Origin of the sequence: Bradyrhizobium sp. 41S5, from assembly GCF_011516665.3 — a bacterium.
In the GTDB taxonomy this organism is placed as follows: Bacteria; Pseudomonadota; Alphaproteobacteria; order Rhizobiales; family Xanthobacteraceae; genus Bradyrhizobium; species Bradyrhizobium quebecense.
In genome coordinates this window covers 768266-788942 of sequence record NZ_CP083721.1, presented here as the reverse complement: position 1 = coordinate 788942, position 20677 = coordinate 768266, and the positions used below count along the sequence as shown (strand labels likewise).

At 65.4% G+C, this 20677-nt stretch carries 10 protein-coding genes; 6 read left to right on the top strand and 4 right to left on the bottom strand.

Features of this window, described 5'->3' with window-relative positions; all coding sequences use genetic code 11:
• Positions 1-77: 77 nt before the first annotated feature.
• Complete coding sequence (locus HAP47_RS03760; RefSeq protein WP_231168737.1) at positions 78-1418, bottom strand: MFS transporter; 1341 nt, start codon at positions 1416-1418, stop codon at positions 78-80.
• Positions 1419-1667: 249 nt separating this feature from the next.
• Here HAP47_RS03760 and HAP47_RS03755 point away from each other — a divergent pair, with 249 nt between their 5' ends.
• The 5 genes from HAP47_RS03755 (at position 1668) to HAP47_RS03735 (ending at position 7147) form a co-directional block, all read left to right on the top strand.
• The gene (locus HAP47_RS03755) at positions 1668-2426 is read left to right on the top strand and encodes a class I SAM-dependent methyltransferase (protein ID WP_173639381.1); all 759 of its coding nucleotides are present in this window, start codon (positions 1668-1670) and stop codon (positions 2424-2426) included.
• A gap of 40 nt (positions 2427-2466) precedes the next feature.
• Positions 2467-3120: an ABC transporter ATP-binding protein gene (locus HAP47_RS03750; RefSeq protein ID WP_173639382.1), complete on the top strand. Its 654-nt coding sequence runs from the start codon at positions 2467-2469 to the stop codon at positions 3118-3120.
• Positions 3117-5576, top strand: a complete 2460-nt coding sequence (locus HAP47_RS03745; RefSeq protein ID WP_173639383.1) for an ABC transporter permease — start codon at positions 3117-3119, stop codon at positions 5574-5576. The genes HAP47_RS03750 and HAP47_RS03745 overlap by 4 nt, the downstream gene beginning before the upstream one ends.
• A complete protein-coding gene (locus HAP47_RS03740; protein WP_173639384.1) occupies positions 5566-6651 on the top strand; it encodes a lipocalin-like domain-containing protein in 1086 nt (361 codons plus the stop codon). Before HAP47_RS03745 ends, HAP47_RS03740 begins: the two co-directional genes overlap by 11 nt.
• A gap of 106 nt (positions 6652-6757) precedes the next feature.
• Positions 6758-7147, top strand: a complete 390-nt coding sequence (locus tag HAP47_RS03735; RefSeq protein ID WP_173639385.1) for an MAPEG family protein — start codon at positions 6758-6760, stop codon at positions 7145-7147.
• A 177-nt stretch (positions 7148-7324) separates the two neighbouring features.
• Here HAP47_RS03735 and HAP47_RS03730 read toward each other — a convergent pair whose 3' ends face one another.
• The 3 genes from HAP47_RS03730 to HAP47_RS03720 form a co-directional block, all read right to left on the bottom strand.
• A complete protein-coding gene (locus tag HAP47_RS03730) occupies positions 7325-8515 on the bottom strand; it encodes an ABC transporter substrate-binding protein (RefSeq protein WP_173639386.1) in 1191 nt (396 codons plus the stop codon).
• 159 nt (positions 8516-8674) lie between these two features.
• Positions 8675-11848 (bottom strand): efflux RND transporter permease subunit, encoded by a 3174-nt coding sequence (locus HAP47_RS03725; RefSeq protein WP_173639387.1) that lies wholly within the window; start codon positions 11846-11848, stop codon positions 8675-8677.
• Entirely contained in the window at positions 11845-13047 is a 1203-nt protein-coding gene (locus HAP47_RS03720; RefSeq protein ID WP_231169058.1) for an efflux RND transporter periplasmic adaptor subunit, read from the bottom strand. The genes HAP47_RS03725 and HAP47_RS03720 overlap by 4 nt, the downstream gene beginning before the upstream one ends.
• 869 nt (positions 13048-13916) lie before the next feature.
• Between HAP47_RS03720 and HAP47_RS03715 the strand changes: the two genes are divergently transcribed.
• Entirely contained in the window at positions 13917-20504 is a 6588-nt protein-coding gene (locus HAP47_RS03715) for a cadherin repeat domain-containing protein (RefSeq protein WP_173639388.1), read from the top strand.
• Positions 20505-20677 lie beyond the last annotated feature (173 nt).

The window sequence follows — 20677 nt, the reverse complement described above, 5'->3', positions numbered from 1 at the left end:
CCCTCCCCGGCCCGCATTCCGCGTTGCTTCATGCGAGCCGACCCTCCCCTTTCGGGGAGGGTGAGCGCCGCCGCCCCTTACGTCGGCGACATCGCGCCCTTGATCGTGCCGGCAGGCTGCGCCGTGCCGGTCAGCCGCGCGCGCTCGGTGTTGGGCCACAGCAGCAGCAATCCCAGCAGACCGGAGCCGGCCATGATCGCGGCGTTGATGGTGAAGCCCGTCATGTAGCCGGCCATCGGCGTGGCGGCGTGCTGGATCACATTGCCCATCACCATCGGCGCCAGGATGCCCGAGATGGTATACAGCGCACCGTAGATCGCGATGATCGCGCCGCGCTGCGAAACCGGCGTGAACTCGCCGAGCATCGGCGGGCACACCACATAGATCGAGCCGCACAAGCCGGAACCGATCACCAGCAGTGCGATCATCAGCGCGCCCGGCGGCGCATAGGGCAGCGTTGCGAGGATGCAGCCGCCGACGATCAAGGGCACCGAACCGAGCACGCCGCGCGCGCCGCGGGTGGTGAAGCCGCGCGCCAGCATCAGCTGCGAGATCCAGCCGGTCAGGATCACGATCGTCGCACCGAATATCCAGGGCAGGATCGAGACGAAGCCGGCCTGCTGCTGCGAGAAGCCGAGCCCCTCGATGATGAAGGAAGTGAACCATGTCAGCCCGAGCGACAGCGCCCAATAGGCGCCGAAGGTCGCGACCACGCAGCCGACGAAGGTGCGCGAGGTCAGGAGCTTCCAGTAGGGAATCCGCGGCTCCTCGGCCATCACGGCCGCGGTCGAGACCAGCGGCCCCTCCTTGCCGAGCGCGAACCAGGCGACGGTCCAGATCAGGCCGACGATGCCGAGCGCGCCGAAGGCGTGATGCCAGCTGTGATTGACGATGATCCAGTTCAGCGCGGGCACTGCGAGGATCACGCCGAACGCGGAGCCCTGCGACAGGATCGCGGTCGGCAGCGTGCGCTTCTCGTCCGGAAACCATTTGTAGATGGCGTGCGCGGCAACCGAGAAGGCCGGTCCCTCGCCGGCGCCGAGGATGATGCGGCAGATCACCAGCGTCGTGTAGCTGACGGTGCCGATCATCGGGAATTGCGCCAGCGACCAGATCACCGCCAGGATCAGCAGCACCCAGCGCGTATCGACGCGGTTGACGATGAAGCCGACCACGATCGCCGAGATCGAGAACAGGACGAAGAAGGCCGAACCCAGATCGCCGAACTGCTCCGGGGTGAGACCCATCTCCTTCCGGATCGGCACGCCGGCGAGCCCGACCACGATCTTGTCCGCAAAGTTCACCACCATGAACAGGAACAGAAGGAAGGTGATTTGCCAGGCGCCCTTTGGAGTCCCCCTTGGAGTCCCCTTGGGCGTCCCCGTTGACATCCCCTTGGGCGTCGGTTGCGTCGTCATGTCTGGCTCCCCGTCGTTTCGTTTTTTGGCTTCGTAAGATCGGCCCCAATCGGCGATGCTAGCCACGCCTCGCCGCGCAACGCAACCCGCATTTCCTCGGGTTCTGTGGCCGGCGAGACACGATGGCCGGGCAAGCGCGCCCCGATCACGATCGCGTCGTCGCGGCCAGTGAAGCGGTGATCTGTCATGGGCCGGCTGCTATGCTTGGGGAAACGAAAAGCCGAGGTTAATGAAGGTTTGGGTTATTTCATGAACAGATCGATCCTTCGCGCGGCCGCCTGCGCTGCGCTTGTGTCCGCCACGCTGCTCGCTGTGCCTGCCGTCCGCGCCCAGGACGCGGCAAGCCCGGACTACGCGGCGATCGTCGCCGCGCCCGATCGGAGCGAAGCGGATCGCCAGGTCGACCAGCGCCGCCAGCCGGCCAAGATGCTGGCCTTTGCCGGCGTCAAGCCCGGCATGACCATTCTCGACATGGCAGCGAGCGCCGGCTACAGCACCGAACTGCTGGCACGCACCGTCGCTCCGTCGGGCAAGGTCTACGCGCAGGATTCGGCTGCCGTGCTCGAGCGCTTCGTCAAGGACAAGTTCGATACCCGCGCCAAGGCGCCCGCGATGAAGAACGTCGTCCATGTCGTGCGCGACTACGACGATCCGATCCCGCCCGAGGTCAAGGACCTCGACATGATCACCTTCTTCTTTTTCTATCACGACATCAGCTATCTGCCGGTCGATCGCGCCGCGATGAACAAGAAGATGTTCGCCGCGCTGAAGCCGGGCGGCTTCCTGGTCATCGCGGACCACTCGGCCAAGGCGGGCGAAGGCACAAGCGTCGCCAAGACGCTGCACCGGATCGAGGAGAGCACCCTGAAGCAGGAGATCGAGGCGGCCGGCTTCAAGCTGGTGGCCGAGGCCGATTTCCTGCATCATGCGGAGGACCCGAAGGACATTCCCGTCTTCAAGGCGCCGGTGCCGATCGACGAGTTCGTCCTGAAATACCAGAAGCCTTGAATGAGGCACGGCCATCGCTTCACCTGACCAGACCGCCGCGGTGCTTCGCGTCACCGGCCTGACCAAGAGTTACCGCTCTGCCGGTGAAGACGTCGCGGTGTTGCGCGGCGTCGATCTGGCCGTTGCGACCGGCGAGAGCGTGGCGCTATCAGGCGAATCCGGCAGCGGCAAGAGCACGCTGCTGCATCTGATCGCGGGGCTCGATGCCGCCGACAGCGGCGAGATCAGGCTTGCCGATATCACGGTCTGCGGGCTCAACGACGCCGGCCGCGCCGAGCTGCGCCGGGACCGGCTCGGCCTCGTGTTCCAGCAATTCAACCTGATCCCGAGTCTCACGGTTGCGGACAATCTCGTGTTCCAGTCGCGCATCGCCGGCCGCCACGATGCCGCCTGGCATGACGAGCTGGTCGAACGCCTCGGGCTCAAGAAGCTCCTGAAACGCTATCCCGAGCAATTGTCCGGCGGCCAGCAGCAGCGCGTCGCGATCGGCCGCGCGCTGGCGCCCAAGCCGCTACTGCTGCTCGCCGACGAGCCGACCGGCAATCTCGACGAGGATACCGCCGACGAGGTGCTGCTTCTGGCGCGCGATCTGGTTGCTCGCACCGGCTGCGGCTTCCTGATGGTCACCCACAGCGCGCGGCTCGCCGCGACGCTCGACCGCCAGGTCACCCTGCATGCCGGGGTCATTGCATGAGGCGGCCGCTGTGGATTCTTGCGGTGCTGCTGAGCCATTGGCGGCGGCATCCGATGCAGCTCGCAACGCTGCTGATCGGGCTGATCTCGGCCACCGCGCTGTGGAGCGGCGTGCAGGCGCTGAACCAGCAGGCGCGCATCGCCTATGACCGCGCCGCCGCGACCTTCGGCGGCTCGCGCACCGCCATGCTGGTGAGCCGCGACAGCGCGACCTTCCCGCAAAAACTGTTCGTCGATCTGCGCCGCGCCGGCTGGCCGGTATCACCGATGCTGGAAGGCCGCGTCCAGATCGACGGGCGCAGCTTCCGCCTGCTCGGTGTCGAGCCCGTGACGCTGCCGTCCGAGGTCGGCAACGCGCCGACGGTCGGACGCGGCAGCCTGCTATCCTTCGTCACGCCGCCCGGTGAAATGCTGGTGGCGGGCGAGACGCTGCGCGATCTCGGCCTCAAGGAAGGCGAACGGCCGCAGGCCAACGGCATCAGCTTGCCGCCGCTGCGCGTGCAGGCGGAGCTCGCACCCGGCGCACTGGTCGTCGATATCGGCATCGCGCAGGACATCCTGAAGATGCCCGGCCAGGTGTCGCGCCTGCTCGTCGGCAAGTCCCATGCTCCGCATGCATCGCTGGAAAGCGTGGCAGGCGAAAAACTTCGTCTGGTCGAGCCGAGCGCCGAGAGCGACCTCGAACGGCTGACCGACAGTTTCCATCTCAACCTCACCGCATTCGGCCTGCTGTCATTCTTCGTCGGCCTGTTCATCGTCAATTCCGCGATCGGCCTCGCCTTCGAGCAGCGGTTGCCGATGCTGCGCACCTTGCGCGCCTGCGGCGTCTCGGCGCGAATGCTCAACACCGTGCTGGTGATCGAGCTGGTGTCGCTGGCGCTGGTAGCCGGCCTGATCGGCCTCGTCTGCGGCTATTTCATTGCGGCGGCCTTACTGCCCGATGTCGCGGCCTCCCTGCGCGGACTCTATGGCGCGCAGATCCCGGGACAGCTTTCGCTCAAGCCCGTCTGGTGGTTCGCCGGCATCGCCATCAGCATCCTGGGCGCGCTCGCAGCCGCCGCCGCGAGCCTTGCCAAGGCGATCCGGATGCCGGTGCTGGCGACGGCGCAGCCGCAGGCCTGGCAGCAGGCGCAACGGCGCTGGCTGATGTTCCAGAGTGCCGCGGCGCTCGCGGTGTTTGCGGTCGCAGCGGCTCTCATTCAGTTCGGCGATTCCCTGATCGCGGGCTTTGCGGTGCTGGCCGCGCTGATGCTCGGCGCGGCGTTGATCCTGCCGATGGTGCTGCAGATCGCGCTCGCATTCGGCCAGCGCAGCGCGCGGCAGCCGGTCGGCATCTGGTTCTGGGCCGACAGCCGCCAGCAGCTCTCGGGCTTGTCGCTGGCCCTGATGGCGCTCTTGCTCGCGCTCGCGGTCAATGTCGGGGTCGGCACCATGGTGGAAAGTTTTAGCCGCACCTTCCTGGTCTGGCTCGACGGCCGGCTCGCCGCCGACGTCTACATCAGCGCGGCCAGCGATCAGCAGGCAAAAGAGATCAAGACGTGGCTGCGCGATCGGCCGGAGGTTCAGGCCATCCTGCCCGGCGGCCGCGCCGACACTCAATTCGGCGGCGCGCCGATCGAGGTGCTCGGGCTGCCCGACCACGTCACCTATCGCGACAACTGGCCGTTGCTGGAGAGCACGTCCAATGCGTGGGTCAGGCTGCGTCCCGGCGACACTTGTCTGGTCAGCGAGCAGCTGTCGCGGCGGATGAAGCTTGCGATTGGCGATCATATCGAGGTGCCTGCCCCGGGCGGCAACTGGCCGCTCGAGATCGTCGGCATCTATGCCGATTACGGCAACCCCAAGGGCCAGATCGCGGTCAACTTCGCCGCGCTGACCCGGCGCTTCCCGCAGACGCCGCAGACCCGGATCGGGCTCCGGGTCGCGCCCGATCACATCGCACCGCTGATTGTGGCGTTGCAGGCGAAGTTCGGCCTCGACGACCGCAACGTCGCCGATCAGGCGACGATGAAGCGGGAATCCAAACGGGTGTTCAATCGCACCTTCTCGGTAACCGCGGCGCTCAACGCCTTCACGCTCGGCGTCGCCGGCATCGCGCTTTTGACCAGCCTGCTGACGCTGGCCAATTCGCGGCTGCCGCAGCTTGCGCCGCTGTGGGCGATCGGCCTGACGCGACGGCGGCTCGCGGCGCTCGAACTGTTGAAGACAATGGCGGTCGCATTGATCACCGCGCTGTTCGCGCTGCCGCTCGGCCTTCTGGTTGCCTGGTGCCTGCTTGCGATCGTCAATGTGAAGGCATTCGGCTGGCGGCTGCCGTTCCACGTCTTCCCGTTGCAGCTGATCGAGCTGCTCGCCGTGGCGCTCGCCGCCGCGTTCTGTGCGGCCGCGCTGCCGGTCGCGCGGCTGGCCCGCATGCAACCAGCCAGCCTGATCAGGATCTTCGTCAATGAGCGTTAGCGGCACGATCACCCGCCGCGCCTTTGCCGGCGGCGCGCTGGCGCTCGCGCTTGGCGGCAAAAGCCTTGCGCAGGGCTTTGCCGGGCTCGGCGAGAATGCCGAAGGTTTTGCCGCCGTCACGCCGGGCAAGCCATTCGTATTCCCAATCGATCACGGCCCACATCCGGAGTTCCGGATCGAATGGTGGTACGTGACGGCGAATCTCTCCGACACGAATGGCGCGGCCTATGGCGCGCAATGGACGTTGTTCCGCCAGGCGATGAAGCCGGGCGGCCCCAGCGAGGGCTGGGCCAACCAGCAGGTCTGGATGGGCCACGCTGCCGTGACCAGCGCCACCACGCATCGCTTCAGCGAAACCTTTGCGCGCGGCGGCGTCGGTCAGGCCGGCGTCGAGGCCACGCCGTTCCGTGCCTGGATCGACGCCTGGGAGATGCACGGGCTCGACCCGTTCGATGCGCAGCGCGTCGCACCGCTCGAGCTGACGGCCTCGGCTGCCGACTTCAGCACCGCGCTCCGCCTCGACGCCAATCGCCCGCTGGTGCTGCAAGGCGATCACGGCTACAGCCGCAAGTCGGATCGCGGACAGGCCTCCTATTATTACAGCCAGCCGTTCTACCGGGCGTCCGGCCGCATCGTGATCGACGACAGACCGGTCGACGTCACGGGCATGGCCTGGATGGATCGCGAATGGAGCAGCCAGCCATTGGCGGCGGACCAGACCGGCTGGGACTGGTTCTCGCTGCATCTGCCCGGCGACGAGAAGCTGATGCTGTACCGGCTGCGCCAGAAGGACGGTCGCGAGAACCTGTTCGGCAACTGGTTCACGCCGGACGGCCGCTCGGCCGAGATCGCTGGCCCCGGCAACAGCATCACGCCGGTTGCGACCACCGAGATCGACGGCCGCAAGCTGCCGACGTCATGGCGCGTCGCCCTTCCGGCACGCGGGCTATCGATCGAAACCGCGCCGCTCAATCCGAAGGCCTGGATGGGAACCAGCTTCCCGTATTGGGAAGGCCCGATCCGCTTTTCGGGCAGCCATGCGGGAATCGGCTATCTTGAGATGACCGGGTACTGAAACGCCGACAGAAGATCGGCGCGCCCAAAATCGTCCAGCCAGTCACACCGGTCGCTGCCGCCCCGTCATGACATCGGGGCCAATGAAACAAGAGGACACGCCTGACATGTACCATTACACGGCCATCGTCACCTGCCTTGCGGTCGCGTTCTATTTCTTCACTTCGACACAGGTCGCGCGCGCCCGCGTCGCCTATGGCGTCAAGCTGCCGGCGATCTCCGGTCATCCGGATTTCGAGCGGGTGTTCCGCATCCAGATGAACACGCTGGAATGGATGCCGATCTTCCTGCCGTCGCTCTGGCTGTTCGCGATCTATAACGGCGATGCCGCCGCGGCTGCGATCGGCGCGCTCTGGGTGGTCGGCCGCATCGTCTACTTCATCGGCTATCGCGAGGCGGTGGCAAAGCGTAGCCGGGGTTTTGCGATTCAGGCCGCAGCGTGCATCATCCTGTGGATCGGCGCACTCGGCGGCGCGGTGTGGCGGCTGGTGCATTGAGAGCGCGATCACGCCGCAACCACTCCGCTGTCGTCCCGGGGTTGACCCGGGACCCATAACCACAGGGTCTAGTTCTGCGATGGCTGGGGCCACAGCGCGGCAGAGTAGCTAACATCGGTGGTTATGGGTCCCGGCTTTCGCCGGGACGACACCGATATTTGTTGCCCCAGCTACGCGTCACTTCGTCAGCGGGCAGCCGCTGTCCTTGGCCCTCGGGAAGGCCTCGTCGCCGGGCACCACGGCGAGCTGCTTGTAGTAGTCCCATGGCTTCTTCGATTCCGAGGGCTTCTTGACCTCGAACAGATACATGTCGTGGACCATGCGGCCGTTCTCCTGCACCTTGCCCTGGGCGAAGGCGTCGTCGACCGGCAGTTCCTTCAGCTTCTTGGCGACTGCGTCGGAATCTTTGGTGCCGGCGGCCTTCACCGCCTTCAGATAGCTCAGCGTCGCCGAATAGGTGCCGGCATGGATCATGCTCGGCATCCGCCCCGTCCGCTTGAAAAAGCGCTCGGAGAAGGCGCGGGTCTTGTCATCATGATCCCAGTAAAAGCCTTCGGTCAGCACCAGGCCCTGCGCAGCCTCGAGGCCGAGACCGTTGACCTCGGCGAGCGTCATCAGGAGGCCGGCGAGCTTCTGGCCGCCCCTCACGATGCCGAACTCGGCGGCCTGCTTGATCGAGTTGGTGGTGTCCTGGCCGGCATTGGCGAGGCCGATGACCTTCGCCTTCGAGCTCTGCGCCTGCAGCAGGAACGAGGAGAAGTCCGACGAGTTCAGCGGCACGCGCACCGAGCCCAGCACCTTGCCGCCCGCCGCGGTGACGATCTCGCTGGTGTCCTTCTCCAGCGCGTAGCCGAACGCATAGTCGGCGGTGAGGAAGAACCAGCTGTCACCACCGGCCTTCACCAGCGCACCACCGGTGCCGACCGCGAGCGCATGGGTGTCGAACGCCCAGTGGAAGCCGTAGGGCGTACAGGCCGCGCCCGTGATCGCCGACGTCGCGGCGCCGACCACGATGTCGATCTTCTTCTTTTCCTTCGAGAGCTCCTGCACCGCGAGCGCCACCGACGAGGTCGTCAGCTCGGTGATCATGTCGACGCCATCGGCGTCATACCAGCGCCGCGCGATCGAGGTCGCGAGATCGGGCTTGTTCTGGTGATCGGCGGTGACCATCTCGACCTTCTGGCCGAGCACCTCGCCGCCGAAATCCTCGATCGCCATTTTCGCGGCTTCGACCGAGTACTTTCCGCCGTAATCCGCGTAGACGCCGGACTGGTCGTTCAGGATGCCGATCTTGACGCCCTGGGCCATCGACGGCGCCGCCAGCATCAGGCTGCATGCCGCAACCGCAGCCAAAAATCCCGACTTCATTGTTATGCTCTCCCAGCAGTTTCTCATCAGGAAAAATCGGCGCGACATTATTTTATAACCCCGCGCCTGCCCATCTCTTTCCGCTCAGCCGTTAGTATGGGCCTCGTCGTTCCCCGGTGCGCAATTGCGCACCGGGGAACGACGGAGGAGGGGCGATGCCTACCCCGCCACGTTCGCTGCGGGTTCCTTCGGCTTGCCCTCGTTCTTTCCTTCCGCGAGGTTGCGCACCACCATGTAGAAGATCGGCGTGAAGACCAGGCCGAACAGGGTGACGCCGAGCATGCCGAAGAACACGGCGACACCGACCGCCTGGCGCATCTCCGAGCCCGAGCCGGTCGACAGCACCAGCGGCAGCACGCCGAGGATGAAGGCGAACGACGTCATCAGGATCGGCCGCAGGCGAAGCCGGCAGGCCTCGATGACCGCCTCCAGCCGTGGCCTGCCCTCGAGCTCGATATCGCGCGCGAACTCGACGATCAGGATCGCGTTCTTGGCGGCGAGGCCCACCAGCACCACGAAGCCGATCTGGGTCAGGATGTTGACGTCCTGGCCCATGATGCGCACGCCGATCGTGGCCGCGAACAGGCACATCGGCACGATCAGGATCACCGCGAACGGCAGTGTCCAGCTGCCATATTGCGCGGCCAGCACCAGATAGACGAACAGCACGCAGATCGGGAACACGTAGAGGCCGGCATTGGCGCCGTTGACCTGCTGGTAGGACAGATCGGTCCATTCGAACGAGAAGCCGCTCGGCAGGGTTTCGTCGGCGAGCTTCTTGATGGCGTTGAGCGCCGTCGTCGAGCTGACACCCGGCGCCGGCTCACCCTGCAGTTCGGATGCCGAGTAGAGATTGTAACGTGCCACACGGTCGGGGCCCGAGATGTCCTTGAAGTCCACGACGCTGCCGAGCATCACCATGTCGCCGGCGGCGTTGCGGGTGCGCAGCCGCGAAAGATCGGTGGTCTCCTTGCGGAACGGCAGATCAGCCTGCGCCGTAACGTGGTAGGTGCGCCCGAACAGGTTGAAGTCGTTGACATAGGTCGAGCCGAAATAAGTCTCGATCGTGTCGGTGATGTTGGCGATGGGAACGCCGAGCTTCTGCGCCTTGACGCGATCGATATCGACGAACAGCTGCGGGGTGTTCGCGGAGTACGGCGAGAACACCGATGTGAGGCTCGGCGACTTGCGCGCGGCCAACACCAGTTCGTCGGTCGCGGACGCCAGCAATTCGGGCCCGCGCCCCTGTCGATCCTGGACGCGGATGGTGAAACCACCGCCGGTGCCGATACCGGGCACGGCCGGCGGCGGAATGACGATGATAAAGGCGCCCTGGATCACCGACAGGCGTTTGCGCAGGTCGGCGGTGATCGCGGTCGCCGTCAGTCCCTTCTTCAGGCGCGCCTCCGGCTCGTCGAACACCGGGAACAGCGCCGCGGCATTACCCGCCTGCGTGCGCGTCGCGCCGGAGAAGCCGGCGAAGGCCGCGACGCGAACGATGCCGGGCGTATCCAGCGCGATCCGCTCGATCTCGCGCACGACCGCCGTGGTCCGCGCCAGCGATGCGGCACCTGGCAGTTGCGCCGAGATGATGACGTAGCCGCGGTCCTGCGCCGGGATGAAGCCCTGCGAGGTGGTCGCCAGCAGCCAGCCGGCGCTGCCGATCAACACGAGGTAGATCGCGACCATCACCACGGTGTGCCGGATCACGAAGTCGGCGACCGCCGCGTAGCCATGCGCCAGCCGATCGAATACGCGGTTGAACAGCGCGGTGAAGCTGTCCCAGCCGCGCGCGATGATGTTCCAGCGTGCCGGCGGGCGTTTCTCCTCGTGCGGGACCAGGATCTGAGAGGCCAGCGCCGGCGACAGCGTCAGCGAGCAGAAGCAGGAGATCGCGGTCGCGACCGCGATCGTCACGGCGAATTGCTGGAAGAACTGTCCCGAGATGCCACCGAGGAAGGCGGTCGGCACGAACACCGCGCACAGCACCAGCGCGATCGAGACCAGCGCGCCGCCGACCTCCTCCATGGTCCTGAGCGCAGCCTCGCGCCGGCTCATGCCGTGCTCGAGATGCCGTTCGACATTCTCGACCACCACGATGGCGTCGTCGACCACGATGCCGACCGCGAGAACCAGGCCGAACAAGGTCAGATTGTTGATCGAGAAGCCGAGCGCGGCCATCACCGCGAAGGTGCCGACCAGCGACACCGGGATCGCGATGATCGGGATGATCGCAGGCCGCCATCCCTGCAGGAACACCAGCACCACGATGACGACGAGCGCCATCGCCTCGTAGATCGTCTTGATCAGCTCATGAACCGATTGGGCGATGAACTCGGTCGGATTGTAGCCGATGTTGTAGTCGAGCCCCTTCGGGAAGCCCGCCTTCATCCGCTCCATCGTGTCGGAGATGCTCTTGGCGGTGGCGAGCGCGTTCGATCCGGGCCGCTGCGTCACCAGCAGGGCGACCGCCGATTTGCGCAGCAGGAAGCTGTTGGTGGCATAGGACAGCGCACCGAGCTCGACGCGGGCGACGTCGCGCAGGCGCACGGTACGGCCGTCGGAGCCGGCCTTCACCACGATGTCCTCGAACTGCCTGATGTCCTTGAGGCGGCCAGTGAAGACGAGGTTCGGCTGGAAGGCTCGATCGGCGATCGGCGGTTCGGCGATCTGGCCGCCCGCGATCTGCAGGTTCTGCGCCCGGATCGCCGCCAGCACCTCGCCCGAGGTCAGGCCGAGATTGGCGATCCGGTCGGGATCGAGCCACAGCCGCATCGAGTAATCGCGCGCGCCGAACATCTGGATGTCGCCGACGCCGTCGAGCCGCAACAGCTGGTCACGGACCTGCAGCAGCGCGTAGTTGGAGATGTAGAGCTGGTCGAACGTGTCGTCGGGCGACAGCATGAACACGACCATCAGGATGTCGGGCGAGTTCTTGCGGGTGACGACGCCGTTGCGCTGCACCTCTTCAGGCAGCCGCGGTTGCGCGATCGCGACGCGGTTCTGCACCAGCACCTGGGCCTTGTCGAGGTCGGTGCCGAGCTTGAAGGTCGCGGTGATCGTGAGCTGGCCGTTCGAGGTCGCCTGGCTGTAGAGATACAGCATATCCTCTACGCCGTTGATCTCCTGTTCGATCGGAGCGGCGACGGTGTCGGACACGGTCTGCGCCGAGGCACCCGGATACTGCGTGGTCACCGTGACGGTCGGCGGCACGACCTGCGGATATTCCGAGACCGGCAGCGTCGGATAGGCGATCGCGCCGACGATCAGCAGCACGATCGACAGCACCATCGCGAGGATGGGCTGGTTGATGGAGAGCCTGCCGAGATTCATGGCTTGGCACCTGCCGCCGGCTTGTCTCCTGTCGAGGGCTTGGCAGCTTCCGCGGGCTTGTCGCCAGCCGGGAGCTTGGCGTCGGCCGGAGCCTGGGCCATCTTCGGCGTCACCTTGGCGCCGACGCGGGCGCGTTGCAGCCCGTCGACGATCACATGGTCCTCCGGCTTGAGGCCTTCGCGGATCACGCGCAAGCCCTCATCCAGCGGTCCGAGCGTGACCGCTCGTGCTTCGACCGTGTTGTCGTCCTTGACCACGAACACGATCTTGCGCGACTGGTCGGTGGCGATGGCGGTATCCGGGATCAGCAGCGCCTCATAGGGCGAGGAGCCGATCAGGCGGACGCGGCCGAACTGGCCGGGCAGGATCGAGAGGTCCTTGTTCGGGATCACCGCGCGGCTGCGCAGCGTCGCGGTCGAGACGTCGAGGCGGTTGTCGAGGAAGTCCATCTTGCCCTCATGCGAGGGCTTGGTCTCGCCGGTCAGGGTCACCTGCACCGGGTTCGCCGTATCGCGCGAGCTCGGCCGCCGGCCTTCGAACCACAGCTTGCTGTTGCGCTGATAGGTCGCCTCGTCGACGTCGAAATAGATGTAGATCGGATCGAGCGACACGATCGAGGTGAGCAGCGTCGCTCCGCTCTCGCTGCCCTGCACCAGATTGCCCGGCGTCACCAGATGCCGGCTGACGCGGCCGGTGATCGGCGCCAGCACATGGGTGAATTCGACGTTGAGCTGCGCGGCCTTCAGCGTGCCCTCGGCCTGCGTTTCGGCGGCGCGCGCGGCCTGCAACGCCTGGCGGCGCTGGTCGACGACCTGCTCCGAGACCGCGCTGGTCTGCACCAGATTGAGCCCGCGCTCGAGATCGCGCTTGGCAAGCTCCCCCTTGGCGCGCGCGTCGGCGAGCTGACCTTCGGCCTGCAGCACGACCGCCTCGAACGGCCGCGGATCGATGATGTAAAGCAGATCGCCGGTGTGGACGATCGCACCGTCCTTGAACTCGACACTGTTGACGAAGCCGCCGACGCGGGCGCGGACCTGAACCTCCTCGATCGCCTCGAAGCGGCCGGTGAATTCATCCCAGTCGGTAACGGTGCGCTTGACCGGCTGCGCGACGGTCACGGGCGGCGCCGGAGGCGCAGCCTGCGATTGCGCGCTCTTGTCGCCGCAGCCGCCGAGCGTCAGCGCGGCCAACAGCCCGATCGGCGCGAGGCCGCGCCGGCACGCCCTGACAAATCCCTGGCGGCGAAGCGAATGACGCTCGACGCCGGTTACCGGAGCCGGACGCTCCGTTCTGTCAATCGAACTCAATTCGCTCTCCCCCAAAGACTACGAAGCACGCCGACCAAATCAGGGCTACGAAAGTCGCAATTGAACTTGCGGTGATTCAACGGCTGGACCACCGCAATGTCGCGGCAGCGGACGTCACAGATGTAGCCGCACCCCAGTCTGTTCAAGATGGTCGCCGGATCAAGCGAATAGTTGCGCAATCTGAAAGCCTTACGACACGCTCGCGAAACCGTGACGACGAGAAGGGGCAGTTTAGCTGGCCTATCGGAGCTGCGAGGTCACAGACAGGTCGCCCGAATCAATCAGAGCGCGAGTTCGCTTCATAGATTCGTCACACCGGCCCCGATTCCACCTTTGGCACAGAAACCTCCGGCCCGCTGACGGCAGGACCAGTCAAGTTCCCAGACTCTACCTCCCGCTGCACGGGCGGAATCATAGCTAACGGCGCGGTTGTCATCCCGGCACACATTGACACCCGGTAGTATCGCCAATACGGTCATGGTTGCCGAAGCACGAATATTCTTGGCCGGCCGCGCTTTTCTCGAACATTCATTGTGTTTTGTCGCGGCGCGAGTATGTGAAGGCGACTACGTAAATGGCACGCGCATTTGAACTCGCTGATGCCACGGCTCCGCGGACATCGCGGCTTTCTCGAATTGCAGGCGACTCGGCACGATCGCAGTTTACGGGTTGTCAACTTCAACGTGTGAACGGCTTCACACGTCATCGTCCCCAACAATTGTAAATATTGATCGGCTTCCACGCCGGTTGCAGGAGTGTGCATGACGACCATACCTGCTTATACAATCGGTGGTTTAACGCGCCCCGAACTTCAGCTCGATTCGACCGGTCACATCGTCCTCGACGCGGCCGCCCAGGCGTTCGCTGACACGTATGGTCTGCAATATCTCTACCTCGGCTGCCCTCCCGGCACGCTTTGGCCGCCGGTCACCGACTCGCTGTCGGCGCCGGTGGACGCCAATTCGGGAAACAACGCGGTCATCGAGGGCGCCGCGGCCAACACACTCGTCAACATCACCGCGCAGGCCGCCAGCAGCAGCGGCTATGCCGTCACCTATTCGTTGACCGGCGACACCTCCAGCGGCGGGTTCAAGATCGATCCGAACACCGGCGTGGTGTCGGTCGCGGACCCCACCAAGATCAACTACGTGACCAGCCCCGGTCATGCCTACACCATCACCGTTCAGGCGAGCGACGGCCTTGCGACGAGCGCGCAGAGCTTCACCATCGCAATCACCGACGTTGCGCCGTCCACACCGGCCGACAGCAATGTGGCAGCCAACAAGGTTGCGGAAGGCTCCGCGGCCGGCACGGCTGTGGGCATCACCGCAACATCGACCGATATGAATCCCGTGACCTACAGCCTGACTGGCGATAGTTCGGGCGGAGGCTTCACCATCAATGCCACGACAGGTGTCATCACCGTCGCCGATCCCGGCAAGATCAACTATGTCACCGCGCCTGGCCACGCCTATACTGTCACAGCGACCGCGAGCGACGGCACCCTGAGCAGCTCGCAGACCTTCACGATCGATGTGACATTGGGTGCGGCAACTCACTTCGCCGTGAGCATTCCGGCCAACGGCGCAGCGGGAACGCCAGGCACGGTTACCGTCACCGCGCTCGATGCCTTGAACCACGTCGTCACCAACTACACGGGCACGGTTCACTTCACGTCAACCGACGGCCACGCCGCGCTGCCGGCCGACGTGACGTTGACCAACGGCACCGGCGGCTTCAGCGAGACCCTCGACACCGCCGGCAGCCAGACCATCACCGCGACCGACACGGTCAACAGCGCCGTCAAGGGCACATCGAATTCCGAGATCGTGACACCGGGCCTCGCCACGCATTTTTCGGTCAGTCTCCCCGCCAACGGCACGGCGGGGACACCGGGCTCGGTCATCGTCACGGCGCTTGATGCCTTCAACAATGTCGCGACCAGTTATTCGGGGATCGTCCACTTCACGTCGAGCGACGGCGGCGCCGTGCTGCCGGCCGACATGACGTTGACCAACGGCACCGGCAGCTTCAACGAGACATTCAAGACCGCCGGCGGCCAGACCGTCACCGCGACCGACACGGTCAGCGCCATCACCGGCACGTCGAACACCGAGACAGTGACGGGCGGCGCCGCCACGCATCTTGTGGTCAGCATTCCGGCGAGCGGAGCCGCGGGGACACCAGGTTCGGTCATCGTTACCGCGCTCGATGCCTTCGGCAACGTCGCCACCGGCTATTCGGGTACCGTGCACTTCACATCGAGCGATGGCCACGCCGTACTGCCCGCCGACGTGACGCTGACCAACGGCACCGGCAGCTTCAGCGAGACATTCGAGTCGGTCGGAAGCCAGACCATCATCGCGACCGACACGGTCAGCCCCGGCATCACCGGCACCTCGAATGCCGAGACCGTGACGGCGGGTCCCGTCACACACTTCGCGATCAGCATTCCGGGCAGCAGCACCGCGGGAGCCGCAGGTTCAGGCACCGTGACCGCGCTCGACGCCTTCGGCAACGTCGTCACCGGCTACACAGGAACCGTGCACTTCACGTCGACCGACAGCCATGCCGTTCTGCCGGCCAACATGACGTTGACCAACGGCACCGCCACGTTCAGCGAGACGCTCGACTCCGCCGGAAACCAGACCATCACCGCGACCGACACGGTGACGAGCGCGATCACCGGCACCTCGAATGTCGAAACCGTGACGGCGGCCGCCGCCACGCACTTTGCGGTCAGCATCCCGGGCACCGGCTCTGCCGGCACCGCAGGCTCAGGCACTGTGAGCGCGCTCGATGCCTTCGGCAACGTCGTCACCGGCTACACCGGAACCGTGCACTTCACATCGACCGACGGCAGCGCCGTGCTGCCGGCCGACATGACGCTGACCAATGGCACCGGAACCTTCAACGAGACCTTCGATACCTCCGGCAGCCAGACCATTACCGCGACCGACACGGTCAGCGCCATCACCGGCACGTCGAATGCCGAAAACGTAGCGCCCGGCCCCGCCACGCATTTCGTGGTGAGCATCCCGGCCAACGGCCGGGCGGACATCGCGGGACCGGTCACGGTCACGGCCCTCGACGCCCATGGCAACATCGCCACCGGCTACACCGGCACCGTGCACTTCACATCGAGCGACCCCAGCGCCGTGCTGCCCTCTGACACGACGCTGACCGGCGGCATCGGCACCTTCACCGAGAAATTCGAGACCGCCGGAAGCCAGACCATCACGGCGACCGACACGGCCAGCGCCGGCGTCACCGGCACGTCAAACGCCGAGACCGTGGCTCCTCCGGACGCACCGCCCGTCGTGACCGGCGGCCATACCCTGAACTACATTGAGGGACAGGCCGCCACCGCCTTCGACCCGGCGCTGACGGTCACCGACGCCGACAACGCAACGCTCGATCACGTGACGGTGCAGATCACCGGCAACTATTTCAACGGCCAGGATGTCCTCGGTTTCGTCAATACCGCGAACATCATCGGCGCATGGGACGCCTTGCACGGTGAGTTGACCCTGACCGGCACCGCCGCCTCCACCGTCGCCGACTTCCAGACCGCGCTGGATTCGATCACTTACCTCAATACCAGCAACAATCCGTCCGGTCTGGCCCGCACGGTGACCATCACCGCCAATGACGGCACGCTCGACGGCACGCCTGCGACCGACACCATCGACGTCACGCCGGTCAACAACCCGCCGGTGGTGACAATCGGCACCATCACCGACTTCAGCGAGCCGCCGGTCGGCACACCGCCGGCGAATTCGATCCCGGTCACGATCGCCCCGCACCTCACGATCACCGACGTCGACAGCGCCAACCTGATCAGCGCGACTTTCGAGCTGAGCGACCTCAAGCCGTCGGACGCGCTGTCGATCGCGGGTCACGCCGGCACCAGCGGTGACATCGGCAATATCCACTTCGCGATCTCCAGCACGGCCACCACCGAAACTGTCACCCTGACCGGGACCGACACGATCGCGCATTACAACGCGGTGCTCGATGCCGTCCAGTTCAATAACACCGGTGAGCCTCCCGACACCACGGCGCGCTCCTATATCGTGACCGCCGTCGACGACGGCGGCACCGCGAACGGCGGCAACGACACGGGATCGGCAACCGCAACCCAGACCGTCACCGCGATCGACGATCCGCCGACCGCGACGGTGCCGACGGATTCATCGGTCGGGACGGCCTTTTCGCACACCAACCTCGCGATATCGGGGCTTTCAGTCGCCGACATCGATTCCGCAGGCGGTAACGAAACCGCAACGATCACTTCGAACCACGGCGCGCTGTCTTTCGACCCTACCGGACTTGCCAGTTTCACCAACAACGGCACCCATACCGTCACGCTGACAGGGACGATCGCGCAGCTCAACACCGCGCTGGCGACGCTGACCTACAACAGCGACGACGGCTTCACCGGCAGCGACACGATTTCCCTGAACATCAACGACAACAGCCATACCGGCACCGGCGGGCCGCTATCATCGGGCGCCCAGAGCTTCCATGTCGGCGTCGTTCCGCAGGTGTTCTACATCGACAACTCGACGACAGGCACCAGCCACAACCTCGGCACCCAGGCCGATCCCTACACCTCGATCGCCGCCTTCAACGCGGCGAATCCGGCCGGCTCCGGCGACTATGTCGTGCTCGAGCACGGCACCGGCACCTACAGCGAAGCCAACGGCATCAACCTCGCAGACGGCGTCAACCTGATCGGCGGCAGCCATACCCTGCAGTTCACCAATCCGGTGACCCATCAGGTGGTCACTGCGAATGTCGGCTCCGGCACCGATCCGGTCATCCATGTCACCGGTGCCGATAACGGCATCGACCTGCTCGGCACCACGGGTCACACCATCACCGGCGTCAGCATCGACACCTCGGCCTCGACCGGCATCGGCATCAGCGACGACGGCAACAATGTCGGCACCGTCACGATGTCCGACATCACGGTCAAGACCGCCGGTGGCGCCGGCTTGAGCTTCACCCATGGCGGCACCATCACCGTCACCGGCAGCAACAACACCATCACCTCCACGACCGGCACCGCCCTCGATGTCGAGCACACCAACATCGGCGCCGGCAATCTGACCTTCAAGAGCATCTCGGCGACCGGCTCGTCGGGCAGCGCCGGCATCATTCTCGACACGACAGGAACGGCCGGCGGGCTCACGGTCACCGGGACCGGCTCCGCGGGATCCGGTGGCACGATCAACAACAAGACCGGCGGCGATATCCTGAGCGGCACCGACGCCGGCGGGCAAACCACATCGGGCGACGGCGGTACCGGCATTTTCCTGCACAACACCGCCAACGTGTCGCTGACTGACATGACGCTGCACGACTTCAGCAACTTCGCGATCTACGGCAATGGCGTCACCAATTTCACGCTCGCCAACAGCGCGATCAGCGGCACCAACGGCACCACCAATGCCGGCGACCGCGAGGAAAGCAGCATCCGGTTCGACAATCTGCTCGGCACCGCGTCGGTCACGGGATCGAGCATTTCGGGCGGCTTCACCCAGAATGTCGATCTCTACAACACCAGCGGCACGCTGAACCGCCTGACCATGGATAGCGACACGTTCGGCCTGATCGGCTCGAGCGGCAACGACAACGTGCTCGGCCAAGCCTACAACTCCGCGACCGCCAACTACACGGCGACCAACAGCACGTTTTTCGGCACGCGGTCCGACTTCATCGCGTTCGTCGCCAACAACAATTCGTCGATGGACGCCGTGGTGCGGAGCAACACCTTCCACAACGGCCAAGCGATCGTTTCCGGCGGCGGCACGGCGGTCGACATCAGGAGCGGATCCGGCGGCAATGTCTCCGCCGCGACTACCACGTTCGACATCTCGCACAACATCCTGACCGATGGCGGCGCCAACGCCTTCGACACGGTCGGCATTTTCGTGGCGAAGGGCCAGGACAACGGCACCATGTCCGGCACTATCGCCAGCAACGATATCGGCCCAGCGAAGGTGGGATCCAACTCCGACGGCATCTTCGTCCGCGACGCGGGCGCCGGCAGCCTGACGACGCTGATCCAGAACAACACCATCACCGGCGTCGGCGACGCCGGCATCGCGCTGCAGAACAACGACGGCGGCTCGACCCTGAACGCCACGCTATACGGCAACTCGGTGTCGTCTCCGACCTCCAATAGTCCGTTCGCGGCGCTCGATGTCGAGAACGGCGCGACGGCCACCGATACCAGCACGACGAATGTCGTCATCGGCACGGGCGCCGGCGGCACGGGCAGCAAGAATGCGCTGAACCATAGCTCGCTCTACGCCACCGACGTCGAGCTGAGCAACTTCAACGGCAGCACCCATCTGAACCTCTCGAAGAACGGTTCGACGTCGGGCAGCGCTTCAGGCGTAATCACCGACGACAATACCAGCGGCACGGGCGCCATCACCGTCGACACCACGGGCGGCAACGGCACAACGACGCTGGTCAGCACCCTGCCGACGCTTCCAGCGGTGGTCGCACCGTTGCTCGCGGAAGCGGGCGGCGTTCAGGCGTCGACCCCGAGCACGGGCGAGATGCACCTGACGCAGGCCGAGCTCAGTTCCGTGTTGGCGCCCGCGATCGCCGAATGGGCGAGCGCGGGCGCCAACGCGACGCAGCTCGCCCTCCTGCATGCCGCAGCCTTCAGCGTTACCGACCTCGCCGGCCAGATTGTCGGCCAGGAAGGCGGCCTGCACATCACGATCGACACCGATGCCGCCGGCCACGGCTGGTTCATCGACCCGACCCCGTCGGACAATTTCGAGTTCGCCCACGCCGTCAACGCCGCCGGTAGCGATCTCCTGACCGATCCGTCGACGGCCGCGGCAGGTCATCTCGATCTGCTGACCACCGTGCTTCACGAACTGGGTCACGTGCTCGGCCTTCCCGACTCGATTTCGCCGTCGGATGCCAACAGCCTGATGTATATCGGCCTCGCCGACGGCGAGCGCCGGCTTCCCACTGTCGCGGACGTCGCCCAATCCAACGCGGCCCTGCAGAAGGCGATGCCGACGCAAGGCACCGCAACGACTTCGATTCAGCAGACCGCCAATACGCAGACGACTAATACATCGTCGGTCGACCTGCCCATCCGCCACAACTTCGACTTCTCGTCGTTCACGCAGACGCTGTCACAGATCAACACAAGCCATACGGACCTGACCGCGAACACCCAGACCTTGTCCGATCTGTTCAGCGGACAGTCCAGTGCCGCGACGCCATGGTGGGTCGGCCACGAGATGACCTACGCCGCCATGGGCGGCAACCCGACCGATCATCTCCAGACCCATCACGATCTGGTGGTTTGATCGAACGTCGCAACAGCCTGAGCAACGCCTGCCGGAACGATCCGGCAGGCGTTTCGATTCGGTCGCGCCGCATTCACGGCAATCGTCGTCGCGAGGCGCCACGTCATCGCAACGACATCCGCGCGTCATGCGCTCGAACGAAAATCACAAAACTCCGACAATCGTTGAGGTTG

Excerpts from the sequence above, each read along its gene's own strand:
- HAP47_RS03725 (WP_173639387.1), bottom strand. The coding sequence starts at position 11,848 with ATGAATCTCGGCAGGCTCTCCATCAACCAGCCCATCCTCGCGATGGTG.
- HAP47_RS03715 (WP_173639388.1), top strand. The coding sequence starts at position 13,917 with ATGACGACCATACCTGCTTATACAATCGGTGGTTTAACGCGCCCCGAA.
- HAP47_RS03735 (WP_173639385.1), top strand. The coding sequence starts at position 6,758 with ATGTACCATTACACGGCCATCGTCACCTGCCTTGCGGTCGCGTTCTAT.
- HAP47_RS03730 (WP_173639386.1), bottom strand. The coding sequence starts at position 8,515 with ATGAAGTCGGGATTTTTGGCTGCGGTTGCGGCATGCAGCCTGATGCTG.
- HAP47_RS03760 (WP_231168737.1), bottom strand. The coding sequence starts at position 1,418 with ATGACGACGCAACCGACGCCCAAGGGGATGTCAACGGGGACGCCCAAG.
- HAP47_RS03755 (WP_173639381.1), top strand. The coding sequence starts at position 1,668 with ATGAACAGATCGATCCTTCGCGCGGCCGCCTGCGCTGCGCTTGTGTCC.
- HAP47_RS03740 (WP_173639384.1), top strand. The coding sequence starts at position 5,566 with ATGAGCGTTAGCGGCACGATCACCCGCCGCGCCTTTGCCGGCGGCGCG.
- HAP47_RS03745 (WP_173639383.1), top strand. The coding sequence starts at position 3,117 with ATGAGGCGGCCGCTGTGGATTCTTGCGGTGCTGCTGAGCCATTGGCGG.